Annotated in this window: 11 protein-coding genes and 1 tRNA gene; 5 read left to right on the forward strand and 7 right to left on the reverse strand. The window is 59.6% G+C overall.

Going from position 1 to position 15,024, the window contains the following annotated elements; translation table 11 throughout:
* Positions 1 to 188: 188 nt before the first annotated feature.
* Positions 189 to 1,457 (reverse strand): hypothetical protein, encoded by a 1,269-nt coding sequence (locus C450_RS00785; protein ID WP_049909762.1) that lies wholly within the window; start codon positions 1,455 to 1,457, stop codon positions 189 to 191.
* 549 nt (positions 1,458 to 2,006) lie between these two features.
* On the opposite strand from C450_RS00785, the gene C450_RS00790 reads away from it, so the two are divergent.
* The 4 genes from C450_RS00790 to C450_RS00805 all read left to right on the forward strand — a co-directional run bounded on the left by C450_RS00790 (position 2,007) and on the right by C450_RS00805 (position 5,237).
* Complete coding sequence (locus tag C450_RS00790; RefSeq protein ID WP_161606930.1) at positions 2,007 to 3,227, forward strand: DUF4897 domain-containing protein; 1,221 nt, start codon at positions 2,007 to 2,009, stop codon at positions 3,225 to 3,227.
* A gap of 3 nt (positions 3,228 to 3,230) precedes the next feature.
* The gene (locus tag C450_RS00795; protein ID WP_005038769.1) at positions 3,231 to 4,106 is read left to right on the forward strand and encodes a hypothetical protein; all 876 of its coding nucleotides are present in this window, start codon (positions 3,231 to 3,233) and stop codon (positions 4,104 to 4,106) included.
* A gap of 73 nt (positions 4,107 to 4,179) precedes the next feature.
* The gene (locus C450_RS20500; protein WP_005038771.1) at positions 4,180 to 4,689 is read left to right on the forward strand and encodes a winged helix-turn-helix domain-containing protein; all 510 of its coding nucleotides are present in this window, start codon (positions 4,180 to 4,182) and stop codon (positions 4,687 to 4,689) included.
* Complete coding sequence (locus C450_RS00805; RefSeq protein WP_080510237.1) at positions 4,686 to 5,237, forward strand: transposase; 552 nt, start codon at positions 4,686 to 4,688, stop codon at positions 5,235 to 5,237. The genes C450_RS20500 and C450_RS00805 overlap by 4 nt, the downstream gene beginning before the upstream one ends.
* 29 nt (positions 5,238 to 5,266) lie before the next feature.
* Here the strand turns inward: C450_RS00805 and C450_RS00810 are convergent, their stop codons facing one another.
* Together C450_RS00810 and tbsP are read right to left on the reverse strand one after the other, a co-directional pair.
* Complete coding sequence (locus C450_RS00810) at positions 5,267 to 5,656, reverse strand: hypothetical protein (RefSeq protein ID WP_005038775.1); 390 nt, start codon at positions 5,654 to 5,656, stop codon at positions 5,267 to 5,269.
* A 357-nt stretch (positions 5,657 to 6,013) separates the two neighbouring features.
* The gene (tbsP, locus tag C450_RS00815) at positions 6,014 to 6,847 is read right to left on the reverse strand and encodes a transcriptional regulator TbsP (RefSeq protein ID WP_005038779.1); all 834 of its coding nucleotides are present in this window, start codon (positions 6,845 to 6,847) and stop codon (positions 6,014 to 6,016) included.
* Positions 6,848 to 7,005: 158 nt separating this feature from the next.
* On the opposite strand from tbsP, the gene C450_RS00820 reads away from it, so the two are divergent.
* A tRNA-Ile gene (locus tag C450_RS00820) sits at positions 7,006 to 7,132 on the forward strand.
* A 211-nt stretch (positions 7,133 to 7,343) separates the two neighbouring features.
* Here C450_RS00820 and C450_RS23615 read toward each other — a convergent pair.
* The 4 genes from C450_RS23615 to C450_RS00835 all read right to left on the reverse strand — a co-directional run bounded on the left by C450_RS23615 (position 7,344) and on the right by C450_RS00835 (position 14,554).
* Entirely contained in the window at positions 7,344 to 7,502 is a 159-nt protein-coding gene (locus tag C450_RS23615) for a DUF7563 family protein (protein ID WP_440717292.1), read from the reverse strand.
* A 223-nt stretch (positions 7,503 to 7,725) separates the two neighbouring features.
* Complete coding sequence (locus tag C450_RS21350; protein ID WP_080510238.1) at positions 7,726 to 8,169, reverse strand: CARDB domain-containing protein; 444 nt, start codon at positions 8,167 to 8,169, stop codon at positions 7,726 to 7,728.
* Complete coding sequence (locus C450_RS00830) at positions 8,099 to 12,982, reverse strand: S8 family serine peptidase (protein ID WP_449271544.1); 4,884 nt, start codon at positions 12,980 to 12,982, stop codon at positions 8,099 to 8,101. Before C450_RS00830 ends, C450_RS21350 begins: the two co-directional genes overlap by 71 nt.
* A 576-nt stretch (positions 12,983 to 13,558) precedes the next feature.
* Positions 13,559 to 14,554 (reverse strand): hypothetical protein, encoded by a 996-nt coding sequence (locus C450_RS00835; RefSeq protein WP_005038785.1) that lies wholly within the window; start codon positions 14,552 to 14,554, stop codon positions 13,559 to 13,561.
* Positions 14,555 to 15,024 lie beyond the last annotated feature (470 nt).

A 15,024-nucleotide genomic window follows, 5' to 3' on the forward strand; every position in this document is an offset into this window, starting at 1 on the left:
ATTTGCGTCATGGACAACTCAAGTCTCCCGCTTCAACGCCTTTGATTTAGCGACCCATCCTGCCGCCGTCTAGTGATTCAACAGAGCCGTACGCTCCGCTATCGCCCGACGAGTCCGCTGTGGATGCGGACCGTTCTCAGTTCCCTTGAGGTGGCTACCAGGATGGGGTAGTGTCTCGGTCGGGGTGGTCAGTCGTCGTCATCGTCGCCGTTCCGGTCGTCGTCCTCGTCGGTGTGGCCGTCGACGTCGTCGTCAGTGTTGTTGCCATCGCTGTCGTCGTCATCGTCCTTGTCCTCGTCGTCTTCGTCGACCGCCCCGTCGCCGTCGGCGTCGATGTCGTCGCCGTCGTCATCGTCGCCTGGGCCCTGGTAGATGTCATCAGCGTCGTCGGTCTCGGAACCGTCGTCCGATTCGTCGTCATCGTCGGGCGCTCCATCCCCGTCGTCGCCACCTGGTCCATCGTCGGCATCATCATCGCCAACTCCGTTGTCGTCGGCATCGTCCGAGTCGCTGTTCTCATCGGCGTCGTCTGAATCGTCGTTGCTGTTGTCGTCGTCATCGGCGGATTCGGGCCCGTCATCGCTTTCATCATCTTCGTCGATCGAGCCATCTCCATCCTCGTCATCATCTGCGTCGTCGGGTCCGTCGTCCGCCTCGTCGTCTTCGTCGACTGCTCCGTCCCTATCGTCGTCGTCACCTGGGCCATCATCCGCGTCGTCATCGCCCGTGGTCCCACCGTCGGTGGCGACATCGTCTGCATCGTCATCCGCATCGTCGCCGTCATCGGTTCCGTTGTCGTCGGCGTCGTCATCGGAACCATCCGATTCAGTCCGATCATCGTCGCCGTCTGACCCGCTGTCATCATCGGCATCGTCGTCACCGGTGTCGTCAGACTCATTCCGATCGTCGGCGTTGTCGTCCGCGTCATCGCCGTTGTCATCTGCATCGTCATCGGAATCGTCCGACTCGTTGCGGTCATCCGCATCGTCGTCACCAACTCCGTTGTCGTCAGCGTTGTCTGACTCGTTGCCGTTGTCATCGGCGTCGTCGCCATTGTCGTCGGCATCGTCATCGGTACCGGCCGATTCAGTCCGATCATCGGTGTCATCATCGCCGATATCGTCTGAGTCATCCGCGTTGCCGTTGTCGTCGGACTCGTTGCGATCATCGGCGTCATCGTCACCGGTGGTGTCATCGTCACCATCGTCATCGGACTCGGGCGGGTCTAACCCATCGTCACTGTCGTCCGCATCGTCCGAGTCGTTATCATCGCTCTCGTCGTCTTGGTCGTCATCAGCGCCGTCGTCTTGATCGTCGGCCTGGTCGTCCATTCCCGTGTCGTCGTCACCGGTATCGTCCTGAGCGATGGCGGGACTGACGGTCATCCCGACGACCGTCAGCGCGACCACCAGCGCAACCAGAACCTTCGTCGCGGTGGATCTTACTGTGAAGTTCATTATCAGTGTGTCTCCGAGTGTTTGTCCAGTGTCTGGTTCGTCCCCGGCCGCTCCGGGTGTGCGCGCAAGACCGGTTCCGACCCTGTTGACCCTGCTACGCATCGGGTCCACGCCCGTTCGCGCCCAGCAAATCGCCGTACGGAGTGTACGACCACAGCCACGGGGCCGACACCTCGAATGCTGGAAGCCGAGATCAGCGGGGCAGAGCTGCTCGAGGGCTGAGAAATGTCGACAGTCGCGTGGCTGGCTCCGCGACACGGGCAAGCGCGGTCCGATACACCTGGCATCATTGGTCGGATTTGCGGCGGTCTGCCGCAGGCATCCCTACACCAGAAGGCCTAATCAGGTCAGGTGATTGTCAGCCCGAATCACGACGATTTAGACCCATTCACGCCGATTTAGCCCGAGTTATCGCCGAGTTATCGCTGAATTACCCTGAGTTTCGCCGCCATTTTCGAACCGAACAGAGCAGTGAATGAACCGACAAATGCGAAACAGTTGAACAGTAGCAACCTCTTTAGAAGTCGGTCTCCTCACACTACTGCAAGAGTGCAATCAAACCTATTGGGAATACTGACTGGCATCGGCATCGCGTGCTGTCTCATAGTTACTGGTGTAGGCAGCGCACCGGCCGAATCTGCGAGAGCGATCACTCTCGAAGCGAACACCGAAACCGATAGCAGCTCCGCAAGCAAACCGACACTACAGCAACTCCAGCAATCACCCCCGACTGCCGGAGGAACCGACCTCCACATCAATATCTCGGCGAACGGATCCGCGGTCTGGACCCTCCAGTATCGATTCCAGCTCAGTGATTCGAACGAAACCGCCGCGTTCGACCAACTCAGCGGCAACACTAGTGAAAACCCTACAGAGTACCAAGCCCGCTTCGAACAGCGGATAAGCCAAGCACTCACCACTGCAGAAAACGCGACAGGTCGGGAGATGGCGATCTCGAACGTCACCGTGCGCGCCACGCGCAACGGTACGACTGGCGTCGTCACCTACGAGTTCGTCTGGCAGAACTTTGCGGCGACCGACGGCACCCGTCTCGACATCGAGAATTCGCTGGCCGGGCTTTCTCTCGATAACGAAACACAGCTCACGATGAGTTGGCCTACCAGCTATGAGCCAGTCACCGTACGGCCAGCGCCTACCGAACGCCAAGCAAACGTGGTGGTCTGGGATGGGACAACCGAATTTGCCGAGCGTGAGCCCATCGTCGAACTGGCTCTCGCGAATTCGATGGCGAACACCACTGCTGCCCAAGCAGATGGCGGGTCAAGTGGAGAGCCCGCCCCCGGGAGTAACCTGCCACTATCGAGCATCAGTCTCATCGCGCTCGTGGTAGTTGTCGGAGGTCTCGGTGTTTGGATGGTTCGGCGACGAGAGCACGACGACACGCCTCTCATACCGACAGATACCGCCGAAGACTCCGAAACAGACCACGGAACCACCTCTGAGGAGGCAGTGGCCACTCCGAATGGTGGTACCCAGGATTCGCCCGCGTCTGAAACCGACAACCGGTCCCTGGAGCTGTTGAGCAACGAAGAACAAGTCATCGAAGTACTTCGGCGATCTGACGGACGAGCAAAACAACAACAGATCGTCTCCGAACTCGGGTGGACTGACGCGAAAACGAGTTCGGTCGTTAGCCGCCTTCGCGATGACGGAACCATCGAGGGCTTCCGACTCGGGCGTGAGAACGTCCTTCGCCTTCCTGACGAAGCAACTGAGGATACCACAGATGATCCACGGACTGACGAATAACCCATGATACCATCGATACCCACCCTCCCGAAGCGCCTTTCACGGACGTGCCAAACGCTTCGTGAACACATCTCTGGGACGATCTCGAAACGGACCGCACTGATCGTCCTCGTACTGGCAGTCGGGATACTCACCCTCACAGCAGGACCAACACTCAGCCAGTCGGGCACGACTGCGACGTCCGAGACGGAAGTGAACAATTCGACTGCGACTCCGGGAGCAGAAATTGCCAGTGCGATCTCGGTCGAGGAGACTCTCCTCGGAGGCGAACTGCAAGAACGGACTCTCGATATTACACTCGAAGAAGCGACGGGTGATGAAGAGCGTGTAGCAATCGTCGCCACGACGGTTCAGCGACTCGACGGTCGTCTCACCCAACTCGACACACAGTCTCAACGTCTCCAAGCAACACGAGATCAACCAAACACCGTCTCCGCTGCACCCGAGTACGCACCGATCGCTGCCGAGGCCAAGACGATCAACCGTCTGCTCGAGCGACTCCAGACGACGGCCACGGAACTCCCCGCCAGTCAGTTCGAAGCGCAGTACACCAATGCGACCAGTATTGAGCGGCTTGACGCACGTGCTGGCGCATTGATCACGGGCGATCCTGTCTCAACCTCGATACCAGAGCCTGCAACCTCCACTTCGTCCACTCCCACCACAGCCTCCCCTACTACGCCAAGTGCTGATCCATCTACCTCAGTAACTGATCGCCCGCCCGAAGAAAACGAATCGACCAGCGGTGACGGGAGTGACACAGCTACTGAGAGTGGTGATGACGAGGATGACGCTGACGACAGTGGCAGCGAGGAGAATGACGATGATGAAAGCGACGAGGACAATGAGAACGATGACACCGATGGTGCTGATGACTGATACGTGTCGGGATTGCTACTCACTCATAGGGCCGTGCGTAATCTTTTACCGATAGATGAAGAAGAGCAGAGTGATGGGCCGACTCGACGATATCTCTCTGGAAGAACTTCGAGAGCTTCGTGAACGAGCGGGGGAAGGAAAACCTCGGGAACGAGTGCTTGCGGCGATTGGCCGCAAGCAGGGTGACGAGCTTGAGACGCTGGCCGAACGTCACGGTGTTGTCGAGAAAACCATCCGCAACTGGCTCGATCGGTTCGTCGAAGAACCGATCGAGCCGGCACTGTCCGACGATACCTCTCCAGGTCGTCCACTGAAACTTGACATCGATGAGCGTGAACAGTTGTTCAAGCAGCTTCAGCATCCACCGACTGAACTCGGCTACGAACAACAGGCATGGTCCTCAAAGCTCCTGGTCCACCACGTCAAAGACAGGCACGGTGTTGAATACAGTCGTGGACATGCCCGCAAACTGTTGAGTGAGGCCGGGCTGTCCTGGCGGACAGCACGGCCACGACATCACGAGGCCGATCTACAGCAGAAACGAGAGTTCCAGCAGACAGTTCAAAAAAACGGCCCGAACTGAGCGAGAAGACCGTTGTCGTAGTCGACCAGTTCACCAAGCGTGTTGGCACCGTCCAGCGGCTTGGTTGGTACCCGATCGGGTCAGATCCGACGATAGAGATGACGAACTCGTGGGACAAGGTGACAGCGCTTGGCGCTGTCACTAACGACGGCGAGAGCTTCTACTGCTGGACAGAAGATTCTTTGAAGACACAGCATGGACTCTGGTTACTCAAAGCACTCCAGGAGGAGTTTGGCGAGGAGTTGGTAGTGTTTCTGGATCGTGCCAGCTACTTCTATACACGAGACCTCTGGGAGTATGTCAGTGGCGAGCGAGCGACCGAAACTGTCGGAGACAGTTCGGTCGCGTGTGTGCGTGGAGACAAACTAACGGTCTGGTACTTCCCTCCGAAACTGCCGGAACTGAACCCACTCGAAGGATGTTGGGATCGCCTCCAAGAATGGTTCAAGCACCGGCTGATCCCGGATCTCGCTGCGCTGAACCAGCAGCTTCAGAGAGGACTCCCGACTGTTGATGAACCGAACATCTGGAACTATCTCTGTCCGTAGCAAGTGGTAATACTTTACGTACGACCCTATCAGTCCGCGACTGAATCTGCAGGATCTCGCACCCGCTCATCGTCCCGATTGGTTGCTGTGAGTGCCAACTCAATGCCGATGCCAGTCATCGCAACTCCGAACCCAATGACGAGAAACCCGATGGCCGTTGCTTCCTCCGACGACAGGGCAGGGACGGGCCTGATACCGAACATCGGGACGGCTACCAGCACGCCACCGAACAGACCACCCCACAGACTCCACCGCGTGCTGAACACTCGCCACCGACGGAGGACCAGCCACGCTGCGAGCGCGTTCACGGCTCCGAGTACGACGGCGACACTACTGTTCGAGTAGACAAGCTGGTGGACTGCCACTGAGGAGATAATCCCAACCCCCAGACCTGCGAGGGGAGCGACAGTGCGGTACATCGGTTGCGCCGGAATTCGTCTATCAGACACATAAACCCATACGACGGGGGTACCAGACCGTTGAGCCATCGGGTCGTGTTTCAGCAACTACCCTATTCCGGTGTCCATCTGTTTCGCTATTTCGAAAATGTTTGATGTATGGGTTGTTTGCAGAAATCCAAACGCCTATTCTCTGAAAACCGGATACACCGGGTGTCAAATAGTGACCAGGAGCACCAGAAGGCCACCCAAGCACCCTCTATTCTGTGCCGACATCACCACCCACTCCAAACTGCCAGGCTGCCTCTGTAACCGCAGCGACCACAGAACGATGACGCTTCGATGATTACGAGTTAGTCTGGTCCCGAAACGGACGAGCTACGCTCCAGTCGTCGAGAGCAGGCTCCCAGCCACACTCGCTAATTCCTCAGCGTTCGCTTCACGCAACCGCTCATCGCCGAGCAGCAATCGCAGCCGTGGGCGTCCCACCTCGATCGGCTCCTTTTCCGTCTCGATCAGACCTTGGTCTTCGAGCCGGTTTTTCACTCGCGAGAACGTCGCCCTGCTCGCCACACCTACGTCTTCACCCCACGTCGAGACATCGTAGAGCATCTTCTCATGCTTCGCTGCCGCCAGCACACTCACTTCCACTTCGTCAAGTGCACTCTCAGTCCCACGTGGAGTCGCAACTGCCCTGATCATCGCTTCGAAGTCCGCTTCCATATCCGCTCCGAACTCCGTCGTGAGCGAGTCTGCAACCTGCGACCACGCTGGCGTCCGCAGCCCGAACTCCGTCCCAGCTTCCCACACATTCCTCCACCGCTCGGCGACGGCGTCGACGAACTCACCGTCGTCGCTCACGAGCCCAGCAACCGTCCTCTCTGACGGGATTACTGAAATCATCGTTTTCTCTGTGATGACGAGAGCGTTTTCGAACGGTTCATCGGTCGTTCGCAGTGAGAGTGCCTCAGCTGCAACCAACTCTGCGGCCATGCTCGCGAGTTCGAACTCGCTCCGGAGCGCTTTCAGCACCGATTCCTCGGTCATCAACCGGACTCTCGGCGGATCGTCGAGATCAGCCAGAACCTCGATCAATGCTTCGACGCTCTCCGCACTGAACCCGACAGTGAATGCCTCACCGCCCTCGTTTGCGAAGATGTCGTTGAACAGTTCCTCTCGCGATGACTCAACAGTGTTCGAATTGATTGCCATTAGAAGAAGTATGTCTTCACGCTATATCCATCTTTTGAATTATAATTCTATCTTCATTTCTACGTCAAACAACTAACGGAATCCGCCGCAGTATCTTTCGCCAGAACCCGAACGACTATCGTAGGTGTCGCGGAATGGCCTCATAGCGATACAATCGCGGGCCTTTAGCTCAGTGGTACGAGCGCTCGGCTCATAACGGGGCTGCGGATCTACCGTGTCACACCATGTGGATTCATGGTGCTGGGAGACACCGAGTGGTCGTTGGTTCGAATCCGACAGGGCCCATCCTGACTTCTCACGACGCGCACGCGAAGCCTCCCAACAGGCGGTCGACCGTGAGAGAAACGGGTCCTCACCTGGCTGAGCAAGCAGGCGAGCTGGCTGCGATGCCGTCTGCCGGCTCGACCGGACGGGTTCCGGTTGTCACTACCGTCGCGGAGACGTCAAAACTACTCACCAGTCCTCCGTCCCCACACCCGTCTGCTGCTCGTGCGTGTCAGTTGCGCCGTTGGGACTTCGCCTCTCGAACACCACCGTTCTCACGGATCATATCTGGACAGTTCGGGCACACCCGCACGGTAGCCATCTCAGGCGGGGCAAACACTCGCACGTACTGTTCAGTCACGAAGTCACCGCAATTCTCACACTCAGGCATGTCCGGGTGCTCTCACAGCGCTCTGATGAGCCTACCGACTCACACCGATTTTCCACCATGGCGGGCAGCGTCCAAGTTTCGATCGTTCACCCTATTTTCGGACTCTCGCAGTGAGCGATTGATCGATGGTGAACCGCCACTTGAGTTTCACTACTACCCGTCCGACCAGCGTTCCAGAGAGTATTGAGGTCGGGACAACGGTCGCCGAGACGGTAACCGGCAGTTAGCCTGCGATCACCGCCACCCCTCGAACGGATCGTTGTTGTTCGAGACCGTCAGCACGGTTGTCTAGCGTGGGTGCCGACGACGCACTGGCCTGCCCGCTCCCGTTCGCAGCGGTGATGGTCAGTGAGTGGGACGCGATCTCTTGGAGACTGGAGGCAACGTACGAGTAGTTGCCCGGTTCTTTGTCTGCCGCAACCTCGTAGGTGAACGACACGGTGGTGCTCTCGCCGCCGTCGAGCGTCACCTCCTGTGGCGTGGCCTGCGGCCGAAGGTTCGCGAGCATCTCCTGCGTGCCGACCTCGCTGAGATCGTACTGGCTGACTGCCGACGCCTCGCTGAGGAAGGGGTAGATCGTCTGTGTTCCTTCCTCGTCACCAGTGTTGGTGATGGTGGCGGTCGCCGTGAACTCCTCGCCCTGGCCGACTTCCGAGGGACCGGTCAGGTTCGAGACCGCGAAGTANAGTGTTGGTGATGGTGGCGGTCGCCGTGAACTCCTCGCCCTGGCCGACTTCCGAGGGACCGGTCAGGTTCGAGACCGCGAAGTACGCCGGCTCCGGATCGCCACCTTCGACCGAGATGTTTGCGATCGCGCTATCGTCGGCCGTCTCGATGCCGTGCTCGTAGGTGCCTTCCGTAGCTGGCATCGTCGGCGAGAACGCGACTGTCGTGCTCTCACCCGGGGCCAGCGTCACGTTGCTCGTGTTCGCCGTCGACCCGTTGAACAGGTACTCGACCGTCTGCGTGCCGGTGGCATTGCCCGTGTTGGTGATCGTCGCATTCACGTCGATCTCCGCACCGGGTTCAGCCGTGGCGGGGGCGGAGAGGTCCGAGACCGAGTAGTTCGCCTCACCGGGAGTCTCGGACTCCTCGATCGTAATCGTCGTCGACGCCACCTCATCGGCGGAGGCCCCATGACGGTACTCGCCCGGCTCGCGGCTCGTCGAGACGTCGTAGGTGAACGTCACAGTAGTGCTCTCACCACCGTCGAGCGTCACCCGTTCGAAGAGGTGGGAACTGGCAGTAAACATCTCCCCACCGAAGTCAGTGCCCGGCGGGAAGTAGAACACCGTGCGGGTGGTTTGCTCCGCCCCGGTGTTGGTGATCGTCGCGGAGACGTTGATGGTCTCACCCTGCGCCGCGGTATCGGGCGCGCTCAGGTCCGAGACCGACAAGAACGACCCCACCGTGAAGTTCTGGGTGGTAGTGCCATTCGCCGGCACTTCGACGAAGCTGATGTCGGTAGCGTTGTAGCCGTCGGCTTTCGCCCGCAGCGCGTACGTGCCGCGGTCGAGATCGGTGATCTCGTAGGAGCCGTCCTCGTCAGTAGTTACGTTGAACGCGCCTTGGTCGGCGTCGACCACGTGTGCACCCTCGATGGGCACGCCCGCGGCGTTCTCGACGTAGCCCGTGATGGAGCCGTTACGCGGCGTGATCTGGAAGTCGACGCCCGTAACTTCCTCACCGGGTGCGACCGTAACGACCTGCTGCGGTCGGTACTCGCCCGGCGTTTCGGCGACGTTCACGACGTAGTTGCCCGGCGGGACGTCGAGGGTGTACGTGCCATTGTCGGCAGTCGTCGCTTCGTAGACGTTGCCCTCGTTGTCCTCGGCGGCGACGGTGACGTTCGCGACTGGCTCACCCGTGTCGCTCGCGGTGACCGTCCCGCTGATCGACCCGTCCATCGGGGCGAGCGTGAAGTCTTGGGTGACAGTGCCGTTCGCCGGCACGTCGACTTCGGTAGTTTCGTTGGTGTAGCCATCGGCCGAGGCCGTGACGTTGTGCGTGCCCGTGGGCACGTCCTCAATCCGGTACGTGCCGTCCGCACCGGTCACGGCGGTGTAGTTGCCGTCGTCGACCTCAACCGTGACGTCGACCGTCGCGTCCTCGATGGGATCGCCGGTCGCGTTGTTGACGACAGTGCCGTCGACTGCACCCCGGTCCACATCGATCGTGACCGGCGCGAAGTCTTCGGCGTCTTCACTCTCGACCATATGCCGATAACCGATCGAGATGTCGGTGTCCTCCGGGATCGTGTAGGAGAACTCGACGGTCTCGCTCTCGCCGGGATCGAGCGTGACGTTCTCGGTGGTGTCGTCCTGTGCTGTGACACCGGTTCCGGCCGGTCCGAAGCCGCTGACGTGGGCGATCGCGTTCGCCAGCATCCGATTTGCCCCGTCGCTGAACGAAGCGGTATTGTAGCTCGTCTGTCCGAGCGAGTCCGCAAGCACCGTGTTCGTCGCCGAGTCGACCGCGATGGCCGATCCAGCGGTAGTGCTGCCCTGACCGACGGTGGCGATCGTCTGGCCGCTGTACCCGCTGTGCCAGCTGTGGTCGCTTTCCGATCCGGCGAAGACATCGATCTGATCGCCGGGGTTGCCTACACCGGCGAAGATCGGATGATCCTGCGTGATCTTGAAGTGCGGATCGGTTCCAGCGTTATCATCACTGTGACTTGCCGGGTCATCCGTCGCACTGGACAGTTCGGTGACCGCATCGCTCCCACCGAAGCCACCCCACTGATCGAGGTAGACGACACCATTCTCTGAGTCGTTGGTGGCCGCGACGAAACCCTCGACGAACGCGTCGTCTTCGTTGAACTCGTTGACGACGAACGTGTCGTGGGCGTCGATCTCGTCCATCACTTCGTCGGTGGTGACCAGCGACACGTTGTAGCGCTCGGCCGGTAGCGACGATTCGAGCCGATCGATAAGTGCCTGGCTCTCCGTATCATTCACGTCATCGACGACGGCGACGTCCGTCTGGTTCGCCACCAGATCGTATCGAACGGTCTGCTCATCGGTCGAATTGCCGGTGTTCTCGACCGTCGCCGAGACGTTGACCGTCTCGCCGACCGATGCTTCGTCGGGCGCGTCGGTGATTTCGACGTCGAAGAACCCTTCGAGCACCGTGATGGTCGCCATCTGTGAATCGTCCTCCGTATGGATACCGTGCTCGTAGGTGCCTGCGCTCACGCCATCAGTTTCGATGTCAGCGAACTCGACGGTGGTGCTCTCGCCCGCACCGAGCGTGACGTTCGTTGTCTGTTCGACACCGTTGCGGAAGCGGTACTCGACGGTCTGGGTGTCTTCCTGATTGCCCGTGTTCGTGACGGTCGCGTTCGCGTCGAACGTGTCACCCTGCTCGATTTCCGCGGGCGCGCTCAGGTCCGAGACTTCGAAGTTCGACCCGAGGATCGTGATCTCGTCACTCGCGGAGGCGTCCTCGCTGAACACTCCGACGTGGTAGTCACCCGCGTCGATCTCGGCCGCATCGACCTCGAACGTCACCGTGGTCTCGTGTGGTCGGTCGACGGGATCGTCGACGCCCGCGGGTGCCATGTCGATCGTCTCGTTTGCGACCGGTGTTCCCTCACCGAGGTCGCTCTCGTTTCCGGCGACGTGGAGCGAGACTGTCTGAATCGCTCCCTCGTCACCGGGGTTTTCGAGCTGAGCAGTAACGGTGATCGTCTCGTTCTCACCGACTTCGTCGGGTGCAGTCAGGTTCGAGACCTGGATCTCACCCTCGTCGAGTGTGCCCTGGACTTTGCGCTGGAGCAGGCGCAGGTCGTCGGTCGTGACTTCGCCGTCGCGGTTCATGTCCGCGAGGTTCGCGTTGAAGCTCTCGGGTTCCTCACCGTAGAGGTACTGCTGGGTCAGCCGGACGTCCTGGACGTTCACCTCGTCGTTCTCGTTGACGTCACCGAGTTCAGACTCGGGGGCGGAGACGGCGAGTTGCTGGGTCGCGTTGTAGACGTCGATGATACCCATCCCGTACCGGGTATCCTTCTCATCGTCCGGAGCCGGGGCATCGTCGGGCTTCCACGCCGTACTGTTGAGGGCCTGCTGGATCTCGGAGACCGAGGCGTCGGGGTTCGCCGAGTGGAGCAGCGCAGTCGCGCCCGCGACGTGCGGGGTGGCCATCGAGGTGCCCGAGAAGGTGCCGTCGTACCCACCGCCAGGAACCGAACTCAGTACGTTCACGCCAGGTGCGGAGACGTTCGGCTTGATGAACGTGTCCGGCCACTCAGCGGGTGGGTCGTCCCACTCGCTCTTGTCGATGACCTGGCCGCCAGAGAAGTCAGCGATGTCGCCATCGGCGTTCGAAGCCCCGATGGAGAACGTCTCGAAGTCGTTGCCGGGTGAGCCGACACAACCGTCGCCGCTGTTGCCGGCCGCGGCGACGAAGCTCGTTCCCGAAGCTTTGGTGTTCTCGACGACCGGGATCCACGCCTGGGAGTAAACCGGCCCGAACAGACCGCAGCCCGCGCCGAGGCTCAGGCTCGCCACGTCGGCCCCCTCGCTAACAGCCCACTGGACCCCGCCGATGACCTGGGTGGTCGAGCCGCTGCCGCCCGGAATGACCATCCCGTGCATCAGCTGGACGTTGGGCGCGACGCCGATTGCCGTGCCGCTCGCGTCGCCGCCCGACACGGTGCCGCTGACGTGCGTGCCGTGTTCGGCGCTGTCGCGCGGTTCGGAGCCGGGGACCTGGTTGCCGTTCTCGTCGAACTCGGCCCACCCGCCGGGGTAGGTCGCGTTCGAGTCGTCTTCGGTGTAGAGGTCGATGTCCGGATGGTCGATGTCGACGCCGGTGTCGAGCACTGCGACCTTGGTACCCTCGCCACGAGTGTCGAACTCGTTCCAGGTCTGTGTGGCGTTGATCTGATCCAGCCCGTAGGTAGTGTTGACGTCGCTCGGACTAGTTTCCGAGCTGTCATCCGCTGGTTGGACGTTCTCGGGCGGTTCGGGAACCGAGATCTCGCGGCTCTTGACGACCGCGTTGACACCCTCGATTTCGGCCAGCGATCGAACGCTGGTCTGGTTGGTGTCGACGGTGACCGCGACGAGGTTGGCGATCCAGAACCGGTTCGTCACGTCGACGCCACCGAGATCGTTGGTTCCAGCCATTACCGACGCCTGTGTGGACCTGGCGTGGTCTTTCAGGGTGGTAATGGTTTCCTCTCGGGTGGCACTCCGATCAACAGATGCCTGATCGAGGACAAGTAGTGTACGGACCGTCCCGTTGGCGTCCTGGAGCGCCGGATCGATCGGAGCCGTTTGAGATTGAGTCGCGTCGGCGGATTGGGCGGCTTGTGCCTGCCCACCAACGGAATTCAGTGGTGTAGTCTCCGAAGCGATGCTGTGTTGTGCAGAGTGTTGGCCCGCTCCCATTGCACCGGCGAACGGTGCTGCCATAGAAAGCGTGACCACCCCTGCAACGATGATTGCAAGAAGTGTAGTGTATTTGCGTGACATAGTTCACACGATTTTGTTTCGGAAACACACGCAATAGTATATCACCGACTTCGGCAATATTCTCATGCGTGATATCCTCTGCCTCAGACGCATCAATAATAAACCTACTCCTATTTTCATGATCACAAGTATAGATTAATGGCTCGCGACGAGCGTTGTTGTGCAATCTTTCACAATAGTGATCATCTGACTATATCGGCGAGGACTGAAGCTGGATGGATTTCTAGATTAAATATCTATTAATCAAAAATTGATTGCACAAATATACTTGATTCAGGGTTATCGTACCGATAACCAACCGATTTCATCCGAATTACCGACATAAGCCAAAGAACCAAGTTCCGAGATCACTCAGGTGAGACACCCGGCTCAAACCACTTCTCGTCGCCACATTGAGTACAAGCCCAGACCATCCGAGGCGGTTGTTCTCGGGGTATTATCCCGAGTCTGTCCTCGGGCGTGATCCCCTCCAGCTCGTAGTCGTGCCACCCGAATCGACACCCCCCACTCCAAGACATCGGTCATACCCACTGATCTCATCTCATCTCATGCTGGTGGCCATCAAATCAGCTTCTTTCAGCTCTCACCGAACGCACTCCCAGGTGAGAATTCAGTCAGGTCCTCAATCTCCTGTTCCAGCCGGACGATCTCTTGACGAAGCACATCGGCCTCCGGATCGTCGCTCACCGCCAGCCGGTCTTTCAGTCCCTGCAAGCGCGTTTCTTTGCGTTCTTCGTCGACGTCCGCTTTCCGGACGTATTCGCTCTCGGAGACGTCGTACACGGCCGACTCCGACACAGAAACCACTTCGAGCGCTTCGTCGACCTTCCCGCGGTCGACACCCATCACTTGCTCGCGATCGATGCCCGTGCCCTCGAACGCTTCGAGCACTGTCTCGTCGTCTTTCAGCGAGCGATTCTGGCGCGTCGTCCGCTGGACCGAGCCGTACTGACCATGTGCTGGTCGGTCGTGTTGGACGCGATCCAGCAGCACGTCGGTCACGTCCTGCCGGAGGTCGTTCGCATTGCGCTGGACATCCGACAACAGGGTATAGAGGTTCACCAACGCCGGTGTCTCTACCGCGTCGAGAGCACTCATCTCCTCCCGTTCGAGCGCGTCGATCAACAGAAGCATGTCCGCATAGACGTCGATGTCCGGCTCCTCTCGGTCGGTGGATTCGCTCTCCTCACTCATCGAGAGGTGCGGCGCGTCGTCCAGCACCGCGTTCTCGTCGACCTCATCGAGTTCGGTCAGGGTCCCCTCACGCTCGTCGAGGACGTATCGTGGGTGGAGTGCAAGCACCGCCGCGTAGGGTTCGGCTTTCGGCGGCAGCCGATCGAGCTCGTAGCCATCCAGTGCCTCATGTGTGTGCTCGGCCAGTGCTTCGAACTGCTCGCGTTGGAGTGGTTGGGAATCAGCCGAATCGACGTCCTCGATGATGATCCGTGGCTCCTGGACACCGGTAATTCTGAATCGTCTCGACGCCAGTGGTGTGATGAGCGTCGCGTCTTCAGGAAGTTCCTCGCAGCGCTCGCAGAGCGTTCCCCACGTCGCATCGAACGGAATCGCCATACCACCTCCTCAGAGACCACACCTCAAAATAGCCGTGGGCCACATACCGGATTTCAAGTGAAAACCCCGCCGCTGTGGCGTGTTCTGGTCCCAGCGACTCATCGATGTGGAGAGCACCACAGTACGGGCGAGTGAGCCAGGCGGTCAGTCTCCTGGGCCGATGTTATAGTGAGCAATCTCGCTCGATTTGCAGTTCGGACAAGATTCAGTGTCGGGCTCGACGCTCGCGCCGCAGTCACGGCATTCGACAATGGATATCTGCGTTGACTGCGAGAGAATTTGTCTTACTGTCTGTATCATAGCGGGGAAAGAGAGCGTGTGACGCGCTCTGGTGAGGTCGGGACCGTTCCGCCCTCATTCCCGAGTATCCACCAGACGATTATCGCTAGTTGTCCACTCTATCGATAACGGTGGCAGCAAAATCGCGGCTTCACACCGGAATGACGCCGAAAACGAGACAAAGAATCCTA

The organism is Halococcus salifodinae DSM 8989 (genome assembly GCF_000336935.1).
GTDB lineage: Archaea > Halobacteriota > Halobacteria > Halobacteriales > Halococcaceae > Halococcus > Halococcus salifodinae.

Excerpts from the sequence above, each read along its gene's own strand:
- C450_RS00785 (WP_049909762.1), bottom strand. The coding sequence starts at position 1,457 with ATGAACTTCACAGTAAGATCCACCGCGACGAAGGTTCTGGTTGCGCTG.
- C450_RS00795 (WP_005038769.1), top strand. The coding sequence starts at position 3,231 with ATGATACCATCGATACCCACCCTCCCGAAGCGCCTTTCACGGACGTGC.
- C450_RS20500 (WP_005038771.1), top strand. The coding sequence starts at position 4,180 with ATGGGCCGACTCGACGATATCTCTCTGGAAGAACTTCGAGAGCTTCGT.
- C450_RS00810 (WP_005038775.1), bottom strand. The coding sequence starts at position 5,656 with ATGTACCGCACTGTCGCTCCCCTCGCAGGTCTGGGGGTTGGGATTATC.
- tbsP (WP_005038779.1), bottom strand. The coding sequence starts at position 6,847 with ATGGCAATCAATTCGAACACTGTTGAGTCATCGCGAGAGGAACTGTTC.
- C450_RS23615 (WP_440717292.1), bottom strand. The coding sequence starts at position 7,502 with ATGCCTGAGTGTGAGAATTGCGGTGACTTCGTGACTGAACAGTACGTG.
- C450_RS00835 (WP_005038785.1), bottom strand. The coding sequence starts at position 14,554 with ATGGCGATTCCGTTCGATGCGACGTGGGGAACGCTCTGCGAGCGCTGC.